Source organism: Bradyrhizobium sp. Mp19, from assembly GCF_029952935.1.
In the GTDB taxonomy this organism is placed as follows: Bacteria; Pseudomonadota; Alphaproteobacteria; order Rhizobiales; family Xanthobacteraceae; genus Bradyrhizobium; species Bradyrhizobium elkanii.
This window is the reverse complement of record NZ_JASAUT010000048.1, coordinates 1-19,471: the sequence shown is the minus strand read 5'-3', so window position 1 is coordinate 19,471 and position 19,471 is coordinate 1. Positions and strand designations below refer to the sequence as shown.

Annotated in this window: 17 protein-coding genes and 1 pseudogene; 11 read left to right on the top strand and 7 right to left on the bottom strand. The window is 64.9% G+C overall.

Annotated features, from left to right (window positions below; genetic code table 11):
- Window positions 1-561 (top strand): hypothetical protein, encoded by a 561-nt coding sequence (locus tag QJT82_RS34740; RefSeq protein WP_028345423.1) that lies wholly within the window; start codon window positions 1-3, stop codon window positions 559-561.
- Window positions 562-874: 313 nt separating this feature from the next.
- Window positions 875-2,164 (top strand): MFS transporter, encoded by a 1,290-nt coding sequence (locus QJT82_RS34735; RefSeq protein WP_028345422.1) that lies wholly within the window; start codon window positions 875-877, stop codon window positions 2,162-2,164.
- A gap of 59 nt (window positions 2,165-2,223) precedes the next feature.
- Here the strand turns inward: QJT82_RS34735 and QJT82_RS34730 are convergent.
- The 3 genes and pseudogenes from QJT82_RS34730 to QJT82_RS34720 form a co-directional block, all read right to left on the bottom strand.
- Window positions 2,224-3,394, bottom strand: a pseudogene (locus QJT82_RS34730) (OpgC domain-containing protein).
- Window positions 3,395-3,684: 290 nt separating this feature from the next.
- Window positions 3,685-4,299: a TetR/AcrR family transcriptional regulator gene (locus QJT82_RS34725; RefSeq protein ID WP_051448232.1), complete on the bottom strand. Its 615-nt coding sequence runs from the start codon at window positions 4,297-4,299 to the stop codon at window positions 3,685-3,687.
- Between the two features lie 89 nt (window positions 4,300-4,388).
- Complete coding sequence (locus QJT82_RS34720) at window positions 4,389-5,561, bottom strand: acyl-CoA dehydrogenase family protein (protein WP_028345421.1); 1,173 nt, start codon at window positions 5,559-5,561, stop codon at window positions 4,389-4,391.
- An 89-nt stretch (window positions 5,562-5,650) separates the two neighbouring features.
- Between QJT82_RS34720 and QJT82_RS34715 the strand changes: the two genes are divergently transcribed.
- Both QJT82_RS34715 and QJT82_RS34710 read left to right on the top strand, forming a co-directional pair.
- On the top strand, window positions 5,651-6,067 hold the full coding sequence (locus tag QJT82_RS34715) for an AMP-binding protein (RefSeq protein WP_028345420.1): 417 nt from the start codon (window positions 5,651-5,653) through the stop codon (window positions 6,065-6,067).
- A 112-nt stretch (window positions 6,068-6,179) separates the two neighbouring features.
- Complete coding sequence (locus QJT82_RS34710) at window positions 6,180-7,274, top strand: asparaginase (RefSeq protein WP_035634516.1); 1,095 nt, start codon at window positions 6,180-6,182, stop codon at window positions 7,272-7,274.
- Here the strand turns inward: QJT82_RS34710 and QJT82_RS34705 are convergent.
- Complete coding sequence (locus tag QJT82_RS34705; protein WP_338132218.1) at window positions 7,253-7,996, bottom strand: sigma factor-like helix-turn-helix DNA-binding protein; 744 nt, start codon at window positions 7,994-7,996, stop codon at window positions 7,253-7,255. The genes QJT82_RS34710 and QJT82_RS34705 overlap by 22 nt on opposite strands.
- On the opposite strand from QJT82_RS34705, the gene QJT82_RS34700 reads away from it, so the two are divergent.
- The 5 genes from QJT82_RS34700 (at window position 7,974) to QJT82_RS34680 (ending at window position 14,723) form a co-directional block, all read left to right on the top strand.
- A complete protein-coding gene (locus QJT82_RS34700) occupies window positions 7,974-8,954 on the top strand; it encodes an AraC family transcriptional regulator (protein ID WP_028345417.1) in 981 nt (326 codons plus the stop codon). The genes QJT82_RS34705 and QJT82_RS34700 overlap by 23 nt on opposite strands.
- A gap of 60 nt (window positions 8,955-9,014) precedes the next feature.
- On the top strand, window positions 9,015-9,821 hold the full coding sequence (locus QJT82_RS34695; RefSeq protein WP_264641727.1) for an MBL fold metallo-hydrolase: 807 nt from the start codon (window positions 9,015-9,017) through the stop codon (window positions 9,819-9,821).
- An 85-nt stretch (window positions 9,822-9,906) separates the two neighbouring features.
- The gene (htpG, locus tag QJT82_RS34690) at window positions 9,907-11,769 is read left to right on the top strand and encodes a molecular chaperone HtpG (RefSeq protein WP_028345415.1); all 1,863 of its coding nucleotides are present in this window, start codon (window positions 9,907-9,909) and stop codon (window positions 11,767-11,769) included.
- A 427-nt stretch (window positions 11,770-12,196) separates the two neighbouring features.
- The gene (gene zigA, locus QJT82_RS34685) at window positions 12,197-13,402 is read left to right on the top strand and encodes a zinc metallochaperone GTPase ZigA (protein ID WP_028345414.1); all 1,206 of its coding nucleotides are present in this window, start codon (window positions 12,197-12,199) and stop codon (window positions 13,400-13,402) included.
- A 172-nt stretch (window positions 13,403-13,574) separates the two neighbouring features.
- The gene (locus QJT82_RS34680; RefSeq protein ID WP_028345413.1) at window positions 13,575-14,723 is read left to right on the top strand and encodes a DUF3095 domain-containing protein; all 1,149 of its coding nucleotides are present in this window, start codon (window positions 13,575-13,577) and stop codon (window positions 14,721-14,723) included.
- A 186-nt stretch (window positions 14,724-14,909) separates the two neighbouring features.
- Here QJT82_RS34680 and QJT82_RS34675 read toward each other — a convergent pair whose 3' ends face one another.
- The 3 genes from QJT82_RS34675 to QJT82_RS34665 form a co-directional block, all read right to left on the bottom strand.
- Window positions 14,910-15,353 (bottom strand): DUF2147 domain-containing protein, encoded by a 444-nt coding sequence (locus tag QJT82_RS34675; protein WP_028345412.1) that lies wholly within the window; start codon window positions 15,351-15,353, stop codon window positions 14,910-14,912.
- Between the two features lie 259 nt (window positions 15,354-15,612).
- Window positions 15,613-16,998, bottom strand: a complete 1,386-nt coding sequence (locus QJT82_RS34670; protein ID WP_028345411.1) for an MATE family efflux transporter — start codon at window positions 16,996-16,998, stop codon at window positions 15,613-15,615.
- A 303-nt stretch (window positions 16,999-17,301) separates the two neighbouring features.
- Window positions 17,302-17,832, bottom strand: a complete 531-nt coding sequence (locus QJT82_RS34665) for a GNAT family N-acetyltransferase (protein ID WP_016846957.1) — start codon at window positions 17,830-17,832, stop codon at window positions 17,302-17,304.
- 139 nt (window positions 17,833-17,971) lie between these two features.
- Between QJT82_RS34665 and QJT82_RS34660 the strand changes: the two genes are divergently transcribed.
- Both QJT82_RS34660 and crcB read left to right on the top strand, forming a co-directional pair.
- Entirely contained in the window at window positions 17,972-18,571 is a 600-nt protein-coding gene (locus QJT82_RS34660) for a superoxide dismutase (protein ID WP_016846956.1), read from the top strand.
- A gap of 245 nt (window positions 18,572-18,816) precedes the next feature.
- Window positions 18,817-19,203: a fluoride efflux transporter CrcB gene (gene crcB, locus QJT82_RS34655; protein WP_028345410.1), complete on the top strand. Its 387-nt coding sequence runs from the start codon at window positions 18,817-18,819 to the stop codon at window positions 19,201-19,203.
- Window positions 19,204-19,471 lie beyond the last annotated feature (268 nt).

The following is a 19,471-nucleotide window of genomic DNA, read 5'->3' as shown; positions in this document are numbered from 1 at the left end:
ATGGATATCCCCGGCAGCGCGCGCCTTGTCACCGCAATGCTGGCATCGTTTGTGGTGAGCGCGGTCGTGCTCGGTGGCGCCGGATATTCAGCGTCGCGTATCCTGGTCACGCCGCAGCGAGACGTCTTCCGGGCCGCGGCGTTCGACATGGAGCTGGCACACGGCTGGTGGTGCGAACAAGACGACACTGAGTTCGTCTGCTCCCCGCCCGGCAAGCCTCCCCGTGCGGCAATCGCGATCATCGCCATGAAGGAACGCAACGAGCAGGACAATCTGCAGACCTACGAAGACCATCTGAAGCAGCGGCAACGGATCGGCGACGAAGGCACGGGCAAGCTGTCCGACATCCGGTTTGTAAAGCGCAACGTGATCGGTTCGCACCAATGGGTCGAGGCGCTGCATTCCGGCTCCGAACTGGCAAATTTCGACACCTACTATCTCGCCACGAATACATCCGAGCTCGGCATTCTCGTCACCTTGTCGGTCCACAAGGATTACGCCGATAAATATGTTGCCGAGCTCAAGCAGATGATTGAAACGCTCAAGATCTATCAAAAGTGAGACGTTCCCGGACACATGCCGAAACATTCGTGCGCGGTGTGGCGTGCGCTTTGGCAAAGACCGTCATGAACCACGCCGGGAATTCTCTATCTCGGGGCGGCGAGGCTGCGCAAGGCGCCGGCGCGTCCGCCGGTTGCAACGGCGCAGCCGCCGCGCGTTCGTCCCAGGGCAACACGCGTTCGCGCTCTCGCGGTGACGCCGATGTGATCGGCGTCGCTATTCTTGTGCCGGATACCTCCGTCCCGTTTGCCGGAGATGTCCCGTCGCGCAAACCTCGGCATAGTCCGCCGCACAAAGAAACGTGCGAGGAAACATGACTGAGAGCACCGTCGATACACTTGCGCCGTCGGTCGCGGCGCCTGGCGCAGTGTCGCCGCGAAAAGTGTTTTGGGCGACCTGGTTCGGCTGGATGCTCGATGGCTTCGATTCCTCGATGTACGCCTACATCCTGGTCGGCGCGTTGAGCGAATTGCTGCCGGCCAGCGGCATCGAGCCGAGCAAGGCCAATATCGGCATCTATGGCGGGCTGCTGTTCTCGATCTTCATGCTGGGCTGGGCCTGCTCGATGGTCTGGGGCTGGGCCGCGGACCGTTACGGGCGCGTCAGGATCATGTGCTGGACGGTGCTGGTCTACTCGCTGTTCACGGCGCTGTGCGGGCTTGCGACCGGGATCGTGATGTTCGCATTGTTTCGCTTTGTTGCCGGCTTCGGCATCGGGGGCGAATGGGCCGCGGGCACGCCGCTGCTGCAGGAATCCGTGCCCGAGAATACGCGGGTGCGGCTTGCCGGATGGCTGCACACGGCAACGCCCACCGGGCTGTTCCTCGCCGCCGCCGTGACGCTTGCGATCGGCAGCACGCTCGGCTGGCGCGGCATGTTCCTGCTCGGCATTCTGCCGGCGCTCCTGATCGCGTATCTGCGCAGCAACATTCCCGAACCCGAGCGCAGCGCTGCGCGCGAGCAGCCGTCGGTCGCGGCCTTGTTTGCCGGCGACCAGGCGCGCACCACCTGGGCCGCGGCGCTGATGATGGCCTGCATCATCTTCGGCCTGTGGTCGTCGAACTTCTGGGCCCCGACCGTGATCTCGACCAAGCTGGTCGCCGCGGGCGCGACACCCGCGCACGCGCAGGAGATGGGCGCGGTGGCCGGGCTGATCACCAATGTCGGCACGCTGATCGGCTGCTTCCTTGTGCCATGGCTCACCACCTGGCTCGGCAGCCGGCGCCGCGCGGCGGTGCTGTTCTTCATCGGCGGGCTGATCTCCGTCGTGGTCTCCTATGAGGTCGCGATCGAATGGCTCGACAGCCTGACGCTGTTCATGGTGCTGCTGCCGGTGCTCGGCTTCTTCACCAATGGCGTGTTCGGCCTGTTCACGATCTGGCTGCCGGAGATGTTTCCTTCGGCGCTGCGCGGCTCGGGCTCCGGCTTCGCCTTCAGCATGGGCCGTGTGCTCGGTGCCGCCGGCCCGACCCTGATCGGCGCGCTCGCCGCCCGCACCGGCAGCTTCCCGCTGGCGATTTCGATGCTGTCGCTGATCTATGTGGTCGGCCTGCCGTTGATCGCCCTGGCGCCGGAGACGGCCGGCAAGCCGCTGGCGAAATAGCAGGCTACTTTGCGTGTTACGCGCGGCTTCGGCCGCGCGCCGTCGCGTCAAGCGGTGGCTTACTCCGCCGGCTTCGCGGTCACTGGCGCCTGCGCAGCCGCGGGTACCTTCGCGGGCGCCTTGTCGACCTTCTTCGACCAGGAGCGGTAGTAGGCGAGTGCGGTCATCAGCACGATGCCGACAATGCTGACCGCGATCTGCATCCAGATGCTGCCGGAGACCTCGACCAGCAGCACATGCGCGATGACCGCGAGGAAAACGCCGGTGCAGAACACTTCGAGCGACTGCTGGCCGCATTTGAGCATCGGCTGGAAGATCGGCCATTCATATCCGGGCCATTCGCGCGGCAGGAAGCGGGTGACGAAGAAGGCGAGGACGATGAAGTGCAGGACGCGATAGGGCGCGAGGTTGGTCTTGTCGTTCGGATTGAACGCGTCATAGAGCCAGGCCGGCATCGCCTGTCCGAGCTCCGGGAAGCGGCCCGCCAAGGTCATGATCAGCGCAAACAGCAGATAGGCGCCGCCGAGCCAAAGGAAGGCGCGCGAGCGGATGAATGTGATCGATTCACTCGCGCCGCCGAGTGCGAACCAGCCGCCGAACACGAACAGGAACTGCCAGCAGAACGGATTGAAATACCATGAGCCGGACGGATAGGCCGGCAGGTTCCAGCCGAATTGCCGCGCCGCGAGATAGAGCAGGAACGAGGCGAGCAGCGTCAGATTGAGCTTGCGCAGCATAGCCCACAGCACCAGCGGATAGCACAGCATCAGCGCGATGTAGAGCGGCAGCACGTCCATGTTGACCGGCTTGAACGCCAGGATCAGGCCCTGATAGAGCGTCTCGGCCGGATTGTGCATGAAGCCCGCGACGTTGAATTCATTCTGCAGGTTGGGGTCGTGATAGCGCTGGGAGAGATAGCCGATCTCGGCGATGTAGATCACGAACAGCAGGACATGCGACATAGATCTGCCAGGCGCGCTTGATCAGGCGGGTGGCGCCGATCACGGTGCCGCGCTCGAGCATCATGCGCGCATAGACGAAGGATGCGGTGTAGCCGGAGATGAACACGAACAGATCGGCCGCGTCGCTGAAGCCGAAATTCTTCTGCGTGATCCAGTTTACCGCGTTGTTCGGAATGTGATCGAGATAGATCGCCCAGTTGGCGAAACCGCGTAGCAGATCCAGGCGATAGTCGCGGCCACGGGGCGGCAGAACAGCCTTGACGTCCATCGGTTCGCTCCCATCCCAGTGCCCGCGTGTCCTGTCGCGGGTCGCCCACGACGTCATACTAGAACAGGATTTCGACGGCTGTGTATTGGTTTTCGGAAAAGGTGGCAGGCAACACTGCCGAACCACGATGAATTTGGATCAAATCGTTCGCGCCGCGAACCGCTCGCCGGCGGACGGTGCGTAGGATGGGTAGAGCGAAGCGAAACCCATCACTGTGTGCCAGCCTGACGAATGATGGGTTTCGCTTGCGCTCTACCCATCCTACGAGAACCGGCCGTGAACCGGCGCAGCTAACGCTGCACGAACCCGTTATGCAGCGTGGTGAATAGCGCCTTGCCCTTCTTCACCAGATCGTATTTGCGGCCGTAAAGCAGCCAGACCGCGGTGAGGTGGCACATCCCGCCCATCATCAGCGACATCGCGGTGTAGGGATCGAGATTGCGGCGATAGGTGCCGGCGCGGCTCGCCTGCCTGATCAGCTGCACATAGCGCAGCGCGTATTTGTCGACCGCCTTCTTGATCCGTGGCTCGGCGGCAAGCACGCTCGGCCAGATCTCGAGGAAGAACACCCGGCCCCAGCTCGGGTTGTCCTTGATGTACTGGAAGTTGGTCAGGAAGATGATGCGGAGCTGCTCGACGGGATCGCCACCCTTGACCAGCAGCGGCTCGGTCTTTTGATACAGCGCCTCGAAATTGCCCTCGGGCACATCGAGCACCAGCGCGCGCTTGTCCTCGAAATAATCATAGATGCTGGAGAGCGGTACTTTCGCCGCGGCCGCGACCTCGGTGAGCGAGGTGCCGTCGATGCCTTTTTGGCCGAACAGCTTGGTGGCCGCCGTGAGGATCTGCTCGCGCCGGTCGCGGCTGCGTTGCTGCTTGAGCTTGAGTGTCGTCCCCGAAGCCACTTTCGTCTCCACGCGTCCGGGAAAAAACAGTAAGGCAGCGGGACCGGAACACAAGCGCTATTGCAACGGGATACAGCGTAGGATTGCCATCACACCGGCGTGTTCCGCCGTTCATGGCGACGGAATGCATCGCGGGCAATGATCTGACGCATGATCTCGGAGGTGCCGTCCAGAATGCGGACCACCCGTGTTTCCCGCCAGATGCGCTCGATCGGCAGATCCCTGGAATAACCGGCACCACCGAACAGCTGCATGGTCGTGTCGGCTATGCGCTGCACCATGTCGGCGCCGGTATATTTGGAGAGCGCCGCCGCGGCGGTGCGGGCGGCGGCATCGCCCTGGTCGTAACGCCAGGCTGCCTCATAGGCGACAAGCCGCGCGGCATGCAGCGAACTCGCCATGTCGGCGATCTGCCACTCGAGGCCCTGATGGTCGCGCAGCTTGCGTCCGAACGCCTCGCGCTCCGAGACATGGTCGAGGGCGTAGTCCAGCAGCTGGCTCGCCGCGCCGACGCAATAGGCGCCCCAATGGGTGCGCCCGGCATCCAGGCACCGCATCGCGATGGCGAATCCTTCGCCCTCTTGTCCCAGCAGATTCTCGCGCGGAACACGGCAATCATCGAAGATCACTTCGGCGTGCTCCGAGCCGCGCCCGGCGGCCATCTCGACCAGGCGGCCGATGGCAAGGCCCGGCGTCTTTGCGTCGACGACAAAGGCCGCGATGCCCTTGGCGCCAGCGGACGGATCGAGCGTGGCGAACACCGTGAAAACGCCGGCCGCGGGCGCATTGGTGATGTAGGTCTTGCGGCCGTCGAGTACGTAATGATCGCCGTCCCGCCGCGCCCGGGTCTGGATCCGGGCGGCATCGGATCCGGCATTCGGCTCGGTCAGCGCGAACGCGCCGATCACCCGTCCGCTGGCGAGCTCCGGCAGCCATCGGTCGCGAACCGCCGGCAGCGCGAAGAACTCGATCGCCTTTGATCCGATGTGAACGTTCACTCCGCTCAGATAGTAGAAGGCGGTGTGCGCCTTCGCGAGCTCCTCGATCGCGATGCAGCTGCCCAGCATCGAGAGGCCGAGGCCGCCGAATTGCTTCGGCGTGTTGGTGCCGAACAATCCCATCCTGCGCAGGCCGGCCATGGCGCTGTCCGGCACCTCGCCGGTTGCCTCGATGGCGGCATCATGCGGCTGCAGCTCGCTACGCACGAATTCGCGCACCCGGCCTTGCAGAACGCGGAGATCGTCGGGAAGCTCAAAATGCATGGCCCACCAAAAGTCGAAGAATCTTCGAAAAATGTTGCGCCGCCTTCCGGCAGATGTCAAGGTTTTGCGGAAGTTCCGGAGAACACGGCATGCTCGCAGGCTTGATGCAGCAGGTCCCGCTCACCCTCAACCTGGTGAGGGAACGGGTCGCGGATCTCTATCCGAACAAGATGGTGACGACGCGGTATTGCGACCGCATCCACGTCATTGGCTATGCGGAGCTGCTCGGCCGCGCGGGCCAGCTCGCCAACTTCCTCGCCGAGAGCGGCGTCGAGCGCGGCATGCGCGTCGCCACGCTGGCCTGGAACTCGCAGCGTCACCTCGAGCTTTATCTCGCCGTGCCCTGCATGGGCGCGGTGCTGCACACCATCAATGCGCGCCTGCACGCGCTGGATATTGCAAGGCTGCTCGCCCATGCCGAGGATCGGGTGCTGTTCGTCGATCGTTCGGTCTGGCGAGCCGTCGGAACGGAGATCGAGCTGCGCAACGCGTTTGGAGCTCACTAAACGCTTCAACCCGCCTTCCGACCATCGCATCTTCCGCCGCAACTTTGTCCACTTGTTACGGGACAAAACCACGAGTTGTGGACTGGCGACCTGTCGCTTTGGGGAGAAGATCATGCCACGTTCGTTTCAATCCAATTATTCCGCTCGGCTCTTCCTCGGCCTCGCAGCGGCCCTCACGATCGGGCTTGCCTCGCCGGTATCAGCACAACAGGCCACCGGCACCACGCTGGCCCGCGTGCTCGTGCTCGGCACCGGCGGCACCATCGCGGGGCAGGCCAATGCCCGCGCCGGCAACGCCTATGATTCAGGCAAGGTCAGCGCGGCCAACCTGATCGCGGCGATTCCGGGCATCGACACGCTCTCCCAGATATCGGCCGAGCAGATCTCGTCGATCGGCTCGCAGGACATGAACGACAAGGTGTGGTTCGACCTCGTCAAGCGCATCCGCACCGCGATCGACAACAAGGAGGTCGACGGCGTCGTCATCACGCACGGCACCGACACCATGGAGGAGACCGCGTTCTTCCTGCAAAACGTGCTGGATACCGACATCCCTGTGGTGCTGGTTGGATCGATGCGGCCCTCGACCGCGATCGGCGCCGATGGCCCCGCCAATCTTTACGAGGCGATGCGGGTCGCCTCCGCGCCGGAATCCCGCGGCCGCGGCGTGCTCGTGGTGCTCAATGACACCGTCCATGCCGCGCGCTGGGTGCAGAAGACCAATACCACCAGCGTCGCGACCTTCCGCTCGCCCGACGCTGGGCCAGTCGGCTATGTCGACACCGGCGCGCTGCGCTTCCTGCAGCCGGCTGTTCCGGCCAAGGGTGCGAAGCTGAAATTGCCGGATGCGCCGCCGCTGCCGCGGGTCGACATCATCTATTCGCACGCCAACATGGACGCCGCTGAGGTCGAGGATGCGGTCAAGCGCGGCGCCAGGGGCATCGTGCTGGCCGGCGTCGGCGACGGCAATTCATCGAAGGGCGCGATCGATGCGCTGGCCGCCGCGGCGAAGCAGGGCGTCGTGGTGGTGCGTTCGAGCCGGGTCGGTTCAGGTTTCGTGAACCGCAACGTCGAGATCGAGGATGACAAGCTCGGCTTTGCGGTCTCGCTCGATCTCAACCCGCAGAAGGCGCGGGTGTTGCTTGAGCTCCTGATCGCGAACGGCATCACCGAGCCGTCGGCGGTTCAGCAGGCGTTCGCGCGGTAGACCGGCAGTTTTGAGGCGCCTGCTGGCTTCGCCTGCGCGGCCTTGTTCGCCGCGCGCCGCGCCGCCAGCAGCAGGGCGCGCGCCTCCGCGATGCGCGACATCACGGTGGTGACGGGGACGCCGGTGACCTCGGCGATCTCCTTGTAGGACAGATCGATCATTTCGCGCAGGGCGATGACTTCGCCGAGCGGCGCGGGCAGGTCGTCGACCAGTTGCCGGATTGTTGCGCCGTCGCGCCGTTCTGGCGTTGCATTTTCGCCGGCGAGCCTCGGGCCGCGTCTCTCCTGGCAGACCGCTTTGAGGATCGCGAGCAGCCATGGCCTGACGGCCGGGCCGCGAAAGCTGTCGAACTCACGCGATGCGCGCAGATAGCAGTCCTGCACGGCCAGTTCGGCGTCCGCCTCGGTCCGCGTCAGCACCTGGGCGAACGCATAGGCATCGTCGAGACACGGCAGCGCCGCGTCGCGAAACTGCTGCGCCGTTTTATTCCCGGCTTTCGCACTTCGCATCATAGGGTTGCATCTCGTGAATAGCTTTACCGGCAATCGGCGCAGTGGTATCAGGCTCCTCGCCGGAGTCGTGGACCGTCGCGCCAAGCGTAGGGACAGGAACGACGTGCGCACACGACATGCGCGCGGCGGGCAGCAAGCGGGCGATTGTGTCAGTGCCTTGATCGATCGGGCGTTCGGAGCATGGATCATGTCCGGGATACAGGTGCCCAACCGGTTCTCGATCTTCCATCATGGGCTAGCGAAAGGGCCGGCCTATGAGGCATGGCGCGAGGGGATCTGCCGCGGCTTCTGCCGGCTCGACGTCGGACCGACCGACGACAACCGCATCGACTGCCACAACGAGTTCACGCTGCTGCATACGGTCGCCATCGCGACGCCGTGCGGCGGCTCGGCCCGCTTCGCCCGCACCCGCGCGCTTCTGAACGACGGCTGCGACGACCTCGTCCTGATCTTTGCGACGCGCGGCACCGTGCAGGTCACGCAAGCAGGCAAGGCGATCGAGCTTCAGCGCGGCCAGATGTGCCTCACCGAGATGAATATCGTCGGCACCGCCGATCTCACCCGGTCGGGCAGCTTTACGACGACGCGGTTTCCGCGGCGCCTGCTGCTCCAGATCGCACCCTCGGCGGAGACGCAACTGGCGCGCCCGCTCGGGCGTGATCCGGCCTTGAGCGCGATGATCGAGCGCTATTCCGCGCTCTGCACCGAGCTTGCCGGCGATCTCGATTTGCCGGGCCAGCAGGCGGCGGCGCATCATCTCGCCGACCTGGTCGGTCTCGTGCTCGGCAGCAGCGCCGAGAGGAAGGAACTGGCGGCACGCGACGGCGTGGCGAAGGCGCGGCTTGATCTGATGAAGGCCGATGTCCTGAAGAATCTCGACAACGGCAAGCTCACGATCGAGGCCGTAGCAAAGGCGAATGCGCTCAGCACCCGGCAGGCGCAGCGCCTGTTCGCGTCCGCAGGAACGACATTCTCGGAGTTCGTCCTCGAGCAGCGTTTGCTGCTGGCGCGCCGGCTGCTGCTGCACGAAGAGGGCGCCGGCCGCAAGGTCAGCGACATCGCCTATACGGCCGGCTTCAACGATCTCTCTTATTTCCACCGCTCGTTTCGCAGGAAGTTCGGCGTAGCACCGGCGGAGATGCAGATGGAACTGGGGCGCCGGCATTGAACGCCGCGTGTCGCTGACGTAGATCAGGAGACCGGCTTCATCGCAACGAGGGCGCTGCCAATGCCTCTGTGGACCTGCGAACAATGCGGCGCGCAATTTCCCGAGACCGCGGCGCCACCGCCGGCTTGCCCGATCTGCGAAGACGAGCGGCAATATGTGAACTGGAAGGGGCAGGCGTGGCTGACGCGCGACGAGCTCGCGCAGCGCCACAAGCTGGTCTGGCGCGACGATCTCGGTCTCGTCGGGATCGCGCTCGAACCGTCCTTTGCAATCGGGCAGCGCGCGCTGCTGGTGCCGGACCGCGGCGGCTGCGTGATGTGGGACTGCGTGCCGCTGGCGACCGCCGAGGCGATCGCGTATATCAGGTCGCTCGGCGGGCTAAAGGCGATCGCGATCTCGCATCGGCATTATTATGGCGCGGTCGCCGACTGGAGCGCGGCGTTCGACGACGCGCCGGTCTATCTGCACGGCGACGATGCGCAATGGGTGACGCGGCCTCATGCCGCGATCGTGCCGTGGCAGGGCGACAGCCATCGCATCTCCGACGATATTCTGCTGGTGCGCGGCGGCGGGCATTTCGCCGGCGCCACCATGCTGCATTGGCGCAAGGGCGCCGACGGGCGCGGCGCGCTCCTGACCGGCGATATCGCGATGGTGGCGATGGACCGCCGTTCGGTCAGCTTCATGTATTCCTACCCGAACTATATCCCGCTCAATGCATCAGCGGTCCGCCGCGTCGCGCGGGCGGTCGAGCCGCTGGCCTTTGAGCGGATCTACGGCGCCTGGTGGGGCAAGAATATCGCTTCCGATGCCAAGGCGGCGTTCGACCGTTCGGTCGAGCGCTATATTGCGGCGATCTCGGACTGACGGTTCCCGCCGCTTGGCTTGCCACGCGGCGCAAGCGCGCTATATCAGGGCTTTCCCGCCCCTTACCGTTTGTCCGAGTTTCCGCATGACCACAATCACCGCTGCCGAATCCCAGCCGTTCCAGGCCGAGGTTGCCGAATTGCTGCACCTGATGGTGCATTCGGTCTATTCCGAGACCGATATCTTCCTGCGCGAGTTGATCTCGAACGCGTCGGACGCCTGCGACAAGCTGCGCTACGAGGCGATCGCCAATCCGTCCCTGATCACCGACGGCACGCCGCCGGAGATCAGGATCGTCCCGAACAAGGCGGCCGACACGCTTGCCGTGGTCGATACCGGCATCGGCATGGAGCGTCAGGAGCTGATCGACAATCTCGGCACCATCGCGCGCTCCGGCACCAGATCGTTCCTGTCGAAGCTCACCGAGGCCAAGGACGGCGCCAATCTGATCGGCCAGTTCGGCGTCGGCTTCTATGCCGCCTTCATGGTCGCCGAGAAGATCGTCGTCACCAGCCGCCGCGCTGGTTCGGACGAGGTATGGGTGTGGACGTCGGAAGGCGGCAGCGGCTTCGAGATCGCACCGGCGAGCGAGGAGGCCGCGAGCCGCGTCGCGCGCGGCACCGAGATCGTGCTGCATCTGAAAAAGGACGCCGCCAAATATCTCGAGGCTTACGAGATCGAGCGCATCGTCCGCGAATATTCCGACAACATCCAGTTTCCGATCCTCCTGGTGCCGGAAGATGGCGAGCCGCGCCAGATCAACTCGGCGAGCGCGCTGTGGCAGCGCTCGAAATCCGAGCTCAAGCCGGAGGATTACGCGCAGGCCTACAAGCAGATCGCCGGTGCGTTCGACGAGCCGGCGATGACGCTGCATTACCGCGCCGAGGGCCGGCAGTCCTACGCCGTGCTGCTGTTCGCGCCGTCGCAAAAGCCGTTCGACCTGTTCCAGGTCGAGCGCAAGGGCAAGGTCAAGCTCTACGTCCGCCGCGTCTTCATCGCCGACGATGCCGAGCTGCTTCCGGCTTACTTGCGCTTCATCCGCGGCGTGATCGACAGCGAGGACCTGCCGCTCAACATCTCGCGCGAGATGCTGCAGAACAATCCGCAGCTCGCGCAGATCCGAAAGGCCGTCACCGGCCGCGTGATCGGCGAATTGGAGACGCTCGGCGAGAAGGAGCCGGAGACCTTTGCAAAGATCTGGGACGCGTTCGGCCCGGTCATCAAGGAAGGCCTGTGGGAGGATTTCGAGCGCCGCGACAAGCTGCTGGCGCTGGCGCGCTTCACCACGACGTCGGGCGAGAACCGCTCGCTGAAGCAGGTTGTCGACGACTTCAAGCCGAACCAGACCGAGATCTATTATCTGGTCGGCGACAGCGTCGAGCGGCTGAAGTCGAACCCGAAGCTGGAATCGGCGCGCGCCCGCGGCATCGAGGTGCTGCTCCTGACCGATCCGGTCGATGCGTTCTGGACCTCGGCGCCGCTCGATTTCGGCGGCAAGCCGCTGAAGTCGCTGAGCCAGGGCGATGTCGATTTCGGTCTGATCCCGCTTGCCGACGACAAGGACGACAAGAAGGACGAACCCGCGGCCGACGCCGCGACCACGATCGCCGTGATCAAGGACGCGCTCGGCGAGCGCGTCTCCGACGTCCGCGCCTCGCAGCGGCTGACCGCGAGCGCGTCGTGCCTCGTCGCAGGCGGCGATGCGCGCGACCGCGCGTTGGAGCGGCTGCTCGCCCAGCAGAACCGCGGCGCGATCACAAAGCCGGTGCTTGAGATCAATTTGCGCCACCCGCTGGTCGCGGCGCTCGCGACCGATACCGCGCAGGCGAAGGATCTGTCGCTGCTGCTGTTCGAGCAGGCGCAGATCCTCGACGGCGAGATGCCCGACGATCCGGCCGCATTCGCCAGCCGCATGAACCAGCTCGTGCTGCGCGGATTGGGGAAGTAGGGGCGGCTGCGCCATCCCCGTCATCCCCGCGCAAAGGCTTCGCCTTTGTCGCTGGAGGCGCGCCAACGGGTCCGCGCGAGGCGCGGCCCGATGACAGGCTCCGCGCGTCTCGAAGGATGCGCGGCCACAGTCGGGCCGTTCGTGCTTCGAGACGGCCGCTGCGCGGCCTCCTCAGCATGACGGGACTGGGCCGTTCGTAGCCCGGATGAAGCGAAGCGCAATCCGGGGTAGCTCCATCCGTGGATAGCGCGGCCCCGGATTTCGCTGCGCTTCATCCGGGCTACGGTTTCGTGAACGACGCATGCTGACGGCGCCGCACTTCCGGCGCTTGACAGCTCGCGGCCAATTGATGTTATGTTATAACATAACATCAAGCGAATGCCCATGCCCCGCCGCCGCCCATCCCTCCAGCAACTGTTTGATCTCGATGCAAAAACTCCCCGTCACCATCTTGTCCGGCTTCCTCGGGGCTGGAAAGACCACTTTGCTGAACCACGTCCTGAACAACCGCCGCGGCCTGAAGGTTGCGGTGATTGTGAACGACATGAGCGAGGTGAACATCGACGCCGACCTCGTGCGCGATGGCGGTGCGAACCTGTCCCGGACTGACGAGAAACTGGTCGAGATGAGCAATGGCTGCATCTGCTGCACCCTGCGCGACGATCTGTTGAAGGAGGTGCGCGCGCTCGCCGAGAGCGGCCGCTTCGATTATCTGCTGATCGAATCGACCGGCATCTCCGAGCCGCTTCCGGTCGCCGCGACCTTCGAGTTTCGCGATGAGGATGGCCAGAGCCTCTCCGATGTCGCGCGGCTCGACACCATGGTCACGGTGGTCGACGCCGCCAATCTGTTGAAGGACTATGCCTCGACCGACTTCCTCAGCCAGCGCGGCGAAGCGCTCGACGGCGACAAGCGCACGTTGGTCGATCTGCTGGTCGAGCAGATCGAGTTCGCCGACGTCGTGGTGCTGAACAAGATCGATGCCGCGACGCCGGCAGAGCGCGAGGCCGCCCGCACCATCGTGCGCGCGCTCAATCCCGAGGCCGACATCGTCGAGGCGGCTTTCGCAAGAGTCCCGTTCGACCGCGTGCTCGACACCGGCCGCTTCGCCTATGAGCGCGCGCAGCAGCATCCGCTCTGGCACAAGGAGCTCTACGGCTTCGCCGGGCACGTGCCGGAGACCGAGGAATACGGAATCACGAGCTTCGTCTACCGCGCGCGGCGTCCGTTCGATCCGCTGCGCTTCCACGCCTTCCTGCGCGAGAGCTGGCAAGGCGTGATCCGCGCCAAGGGCCATTTCTGGATCGCGACGCGTCCGGATTGGTGCGGTGAGCTGAGCCAGGCCGGCGCGATCGTGCGGACCGAAGGGCTCGGTTCGTGGTGGGCCGCGATCCCGCGCGAGCGCTGGCCGGATCATCCGGACTGGCGACTGATGATGCAGCGGAGCTGGAACGATCTCTACGGCGATCGCCGGCAGGAGCTGGTCTTCATCGGCTCCGGCATGAACGAGGACGACATCCGCCGTCGGCTCGATGCCTGCCTCGTCACCGGCAGACCGGGCATGGACCCGCAGGCCTGGGCAGAGCTGCGCGATCCGTTTCCGCCGTGGAGCAGGGCAGGCGAGGCGGCGTGAAACAGTCGCCGTAGCCCGGATGGAGCGGAGCGCAATCCGGGGTCTCTCGCCGCTTGAGAGGTCCCCGGATTGCGCTGCGCTCCATCCGGGCTACGCTTCTAAAACCGGTCCCAACCCGCGCCGTATCTGCTAGACAATCCCGCATCAGGGACGGAAACGGCGCGGCATTGCGATGGCTGGCGGCAGCGAGATCTTCTACGGCGGCATTCCGGTGTTTCGCGGCTTCGCGCGGCTGATGGACCCCGCGCTGTATGCGCGGTTGCCCGATGACTGGACGGTCGGCGTCGCCGACATCGTGGAATCGACCAAGGCGATCGCGGCGCAGCGCTACAAGGCGGTCAACATGGCCGGCGCCGCGGTGGTCGCCGCCGTCACCAATGCGCTGGAGGGCCGCGAATTCCCCTTCGTGTTCGGCGGCGACGGTGCGAGTTTTGCGGTCGCGCCGGCCGATCTCGACAGAGCGCGCGAGGCGCTGGCGGCGACCGCGCGTTGGGTGCGCGACGATCTCGATCTAATACTGCGGGTGGCGCTGGTGCCGATGGCTGCGATCCGCGCCGCGGGCGCCGATGTCCGCGTCGCGCGCTTCGGGCCGTCGGCCAATCTTTCCTATGCGATGTTCTCCGGCGGCGGTCTTGCTTACGCCGATGCCGCGATGAAGCGCGGCGCGTTCGCGGTCGATCCGGCGCCTCAGGGCACGCAGCCCGATTTGTCCGGCCTGTCCTGCCGCTTCGAGGTGATGCCGTCCGCGCGCGGCGTCATCCTGTCGGTGCTGGTGCTGCCGGCGAAGAACGCCGATCCCGCGTCCTTCCGCAACGTGATCGAGGATATCGTCGTCCGCATCGAGAAGAGTCCCGATGCCGGACGGCCGGTGCCGGCCGGCGGCCCGCCGCTGCACTGGCCGCCGCAGGGAATGGAGTACGAGGCGCGCGCTCGGCGCGGCGGCCCGCTCGCGCTGCGGCGCGCCGTGGTGCTCACATTCGCGCTGTGGGCCTATACGCTGATGCGGTTCAACATCCCGGTCGGCAAGTTCGCGCCGAAACGTTATCTGCAGCAGGTCGTCGAAAATTCAGACTTCCGCAAGTTCGACGACGGCCTGCGCATGATCCTGGATTGCACGCCGGAGCTCGCCGCCGACATCGAGCAGCGCCTTGCCGCCGCAGCCGCGCAGGGCATCGTGCGCTATGGCCTGCACGAGCAGGACGCCGCGATGATGACCTGCTTCACCCCCTCGGTGATGCGCGCCGACCACGTCCACTTCATCGACGGCGCCCGCGGCGGCTACGCCTCGGCGGCGACGGTGCTGAAGGCGCGCGCGGTGTAGCGCTGACCAAGCGGCAAGTTCGGTGCACCTCTCCCGCTTGCGGGGGAGGTCGGATCGCATCGAATGATGCGATCCGGGTGGGGGCTCTCTCCACAATGTGACTCGTGGAGAGAGCCCCCACCCCAGCCCTCCCCCGCAAGCGGGAGAGGGGGCGCGGTCCCGTCGCGGTTGCCGCTCGGCTAAGAACTACCGTCCCACCCGCGTCCAGGTCTCGCCGCCGCACAGCGCGCCGACGCAGCCTTCGACGCGCAGCGTGCTCTCGCCGGTCACCGAGATGCTGCTCGCATAGGTGCCGCCGTCGTCGGCGTTGTAGATCTGGCCCGACCATTTGCCCGCGGCAACCGGATGCATGCCGGAAAACAGCGGCAGCCCGATGATCGTCCGGCTGGACAGCGACGGATTCGGATTCTTGTTGTCGACTTGCGGCTTGCCGGTCATCGGGTCGATCGGATCGCGCAGGCTCACCACCACGCCGCAGATGCCGCCGCCGCATTTGCTGATCTTGACGCGGGCATCGCCAGCCTGGGTCTGCCAGACGCCGACAGGCTCAGGCGCGCCTTGCGCATGCGCGGCGGGCACGGCAAGCGCCGTCGCAATGATGGCGATCATGAATCCGAATCGGCAGGCCATGGCTTATTCCCCAAGAGCATGATCCGGAAAAGTGCGAAGCGGTTTTCCGAAAAGATCATGGTCAAACAAAGAACTAAAGCGCGATGACGATTCGACTCAATCTCATCGCGCTTTAGAAGTCGGCCTGCATAACAAGTCGAAGAATTTCTGCAATGTCATATTCGCGCGATCAGGTGAGCGCGCTCCCAAAAAATTTTGGTGCCTGTTTCCGGAGCAGTCATGCTCAGGCAACGCTCCGGTGCGGGGCGCTGCGTTGTATTTATCCCCAGCGGGTCAGCCGGATCGATATGATGGTGGCAAGGCCGAACGCCACCATCGCACCGCCGACCAGCGCAAACAGCGTCCATGCAGGGGCGCTCACGGTAGCGAGCCACCAGCCGCCGATGCCGACCAGCAGCAGGCGGATGGTGCCGGCCAGCACCGGCCCGCCGACCTTGGCGGCGCCTTGCGAGGAGAAATAAAGGCAGACGCCGACGCCGAAGAAGCCGAAGCCCGGGCCGGCCAGCGCGAAATAGGACGAAGCTGCGGCGGTCACGCCGGGATCGGTGGTGAACAGCGCAATCCACAGCGTCGGCTTCAATGCGACCACAAGTCCGACGAGGCCAACGACAAGACCGGCGACGGTACCGGCGGTCCACGCCACCTTGCGGGCGCGCGTCACGAGTCCCGCGCCGATCGCCATGCCGACCATCGGCACCGAGGCGACGCCAACCGCAAACGCGATCGGGATCAGCAAGAATTCCAGCCGCGAGCCCATGCCGTATCCGGCCAGCGTCTCGGTGCCGAAGCTGGCCAGGATCTTGGTGAAGATCAGGATGGTCAGCACGCTCTGCAGCGGCGACAGGCAGGAGATCGCGCCTACTTTCAGGATGTCGAGGAACATCGCGCGCTGGAAGCTGAAGGCGGCGAAGTCGAGCTTCAACCGGCTGCGGCCAGAGGCGAGATACCAGGCGAGGAAGATCGCACCACACGTGAAGGCCGTGAGCTGTCCGGCGGCGACGCCGCGCATGCCAAGACCGGGCATGCCGAACAACCCGAGACCCAACACGCCGCCGACCGCGATCTGGATCATCGAGACCGTGATCAGCGTCATCGAGGGAATCCGCATGTCACCGGTGCCGCGCACGACGGAGGCGAGCGTGTTGACCAGCCAGATCGAGATCGCGCCGGAAAACAGCACCTGCGAGTAATGCATCGACTGCTCGAGCACGCCGCCATGTCCGCCGAGCATCGCATAGAAACTGCGGCCGAAGCCCAGCATCATCACGGTGAAGAACAATCCGGCGCACCCGCCGATGATCGCCGCATGCAGCGCCAGGTCGGCGGCGCGGTCGCGGTCGCCGGCACCGAGCGCGCGGCTGATCGCCGACGAGACGCCGCCGCCCATCGCGCCGGCCGACATCATCTGTGTCAGCATCGCGAATGGAAACACCAGCGCAATGCCGGCCAGCGGTTCGGTGCCGAGCCGGCCGATGTAAGACGTCTCGGCCACCGCGACCAGCGTCGAGCCGAACATGGCGATGGTGTTCGGGATCGCAAGGCGAAGCAGCGTCGGCAGGATCGGCGCGGTCAAGAGGTTGTCGACCGGCACGGCGGGCGCAGCCGCGGCGGGGCCGGTGTCGTCGATCGAGGCTTCAATGGTCATGGGTCGGTTGCCCTTCACCTCTCCCGCTCGCGGGGTCGAGACGAGCAAAGCTCGCTCTTAGGTCGGATTGCATTGGAGATGCAATCCGGGTGGGGGCTCTCTCTGCCATGTGACTCGCGGTGAAACTTCCACCCCAGCCTCGAGAGCGAGCTTCGCTCGCCTCGGACCCCGCAAGCGGGAGAGGGGGCGCAGTTTGCTCGCAGCCGCGGTTCGAGGTCACTTTGTGAAAGCCTGTCGCCAATAAATGATGACCGACATGCTACGACGCGCAGGCCCCTCAGGCCACCGCCGCCGATGCAGGGGTCACCACGGCAGGCCGCATAGGTCGATCTTGCCCTGGCGTGGCGCGCGAACGATGTCGTTGACGAACGGCGCCATCGCCTCGAAGCGGATCTGCCCGGAAGGCTGTTCGCAATAAACTTCGCCGCTGAAGGGATGCCAGCCGCGCGCCTGGTAGAACGCGAAATTGTGCGGCTCGCAGAATAAGATTGCAAATTTCACCGCGTCGTTGGCACGAATCGTGTGCACGGCGGCGTCGAGCGCGAGTGACGCATACCCGCGCCGCCGGCAGTCCGCGCGGGTCGAGACTCCGCCGATGCCGCCGACATGCACCTTGTGGCCATTCCAGGTGATGGTCCGGAAATAGATACCGACATGGCAGGCGAGCCCGCTGTCGTCGGGCGCATCGAGCAGCACGCGCAAATCCGCGTGGGCCCATTTGATGTCCGCCCAGGCTGGTTTCTCGGCCGCATCCGGGCTCCAGACCGCCTGGAGGAGCGGCTCGGCGCGCTTCCACGATGCATCTCCGTTGAGAATGTCGATTTCGATGCTCATCGTCTGGGTCCTTGGTCTTGGTTCGGGCTGTGCCGATCTGTCATGGGCGATCCGAAAATGCGGTGTTTCTCCGCCATGGAACCTTCTATAAGGGGGACCCGTTAAGTGTAGTCTCCCACCCTCTGTTGGACATTACCCCATGACCTTCACGCTACCCGATCTGCCCTACGCCCACGACGCCCTTGCGCCCTACATGTCCAAGGAAACGCTGGAGTTTCATCACGACAAGCATCACCAGGCCTACGTCACCAACGGCAACAACGCGATCAAGGGGACCGAATTCGAAGGCAAGTCCCTCGAGGAGATCGTGAAGGGTTCGTTCGGCAAGAACGCGGCCGTCTTCAACAATGCCGGCCAGCACTACAACCACATCCATTTCTGGAAGTGGATGAAGCCGAATGGCGGCGGCAGCAAGCTGCCCGGCCGGCTCGAGAAGAAGATCAACGAAGACCTCGGCGGCTTCGACAAGTTCAAGGCCGACTTCGCCGCCGCCGGCGCCGGCCAGTTCGGCTCCGGCTGGGCCTGGCTGCAGGTCAAGGGCGGCAAGCTCGAGGTCGCCAAGACCCCGAACGGCGAGAACCCGCTGGTTCATGGCGCGGTGCCGATCCTCGGCGTCGACGTCTGGGAGCACTCCTACTACATCGACTACCGCAACCGCCGTCCGGACTATCTGAAGGCGTTCGTCGAAAACCTCGTCAACTGGGACTATGTCGACGAGCTGTTCGGCAAGGCCGGCTGAGCGCGGCTTCGACCGTCGCATATTTCTTCACCCTCCCCTGAAAGGGGAGGGTCGTTTCGCATGCAGCGAAGCGAAATGCGAAACGGGGAGGGGGCATCTCTCAACACGAGCAGTCTCTAAATGGAGAGACTGTGACCCCGCCCCGCCGCTCATTTCATTCGCGTCGACCCTCCCCTTTCAGGGGTGGGTGATTTGAGTGTGCGGCAAGATGCGCCCTCACTCGACACACACCAGCGGGGGCATTGGTGGGTAACGCGGCAAGCTATCTCCTCGTCTTCTTCGGCGGCGGTCTCGGCGCGACGCTGCGCCAGCTGATCAACGTGACCTGCGCGCGCTGCATCGGCACCGCGTTTCCCTACGGCACCTTTATCATCAACATCACGGGCTCGACCGTGATGGGCCTGATCGCCGGCTATCTCGCCTTCAAGGGCGACGCCTCGCAGCCCTGGCGGCTATTTTTGATGACCGGCATCCTCGGCGGCTACACCACCTTCTCCGCCTTCTCGCTCGACACCGCGCTGCTCTATGAGCGCGGCGAGCTCGGCCTTGCGGTGCTGTATGTCGCGGGCTCGGTGGTGTTGTCGATCGCGGGCCTGTTTGCCGGGCTCGCGATTGTGCGGCATTTGACGTGAGATATGCTCGGCACCGCCGTCTCTGGAATACTGGATCACCCGCATGCGCATGCGTGGGTGATGACACCGCGTGGTGTGGCAACTTGAATCGAGAACCATCCTTCCCGTCGTCCCGGCGAAGGCCGGGACCCATTACCCCAAATCTCAATTGTTGCGCGCGCTGGGGCCACAATCCCGTTCATGATTGAGTGCGGTGGTTATGGGTCCCTGTGTCTTGGAAGTCTGTCAGGATGAGGGTGGGCGGGAAGCCGTTGGGTCCTTGGCGCTT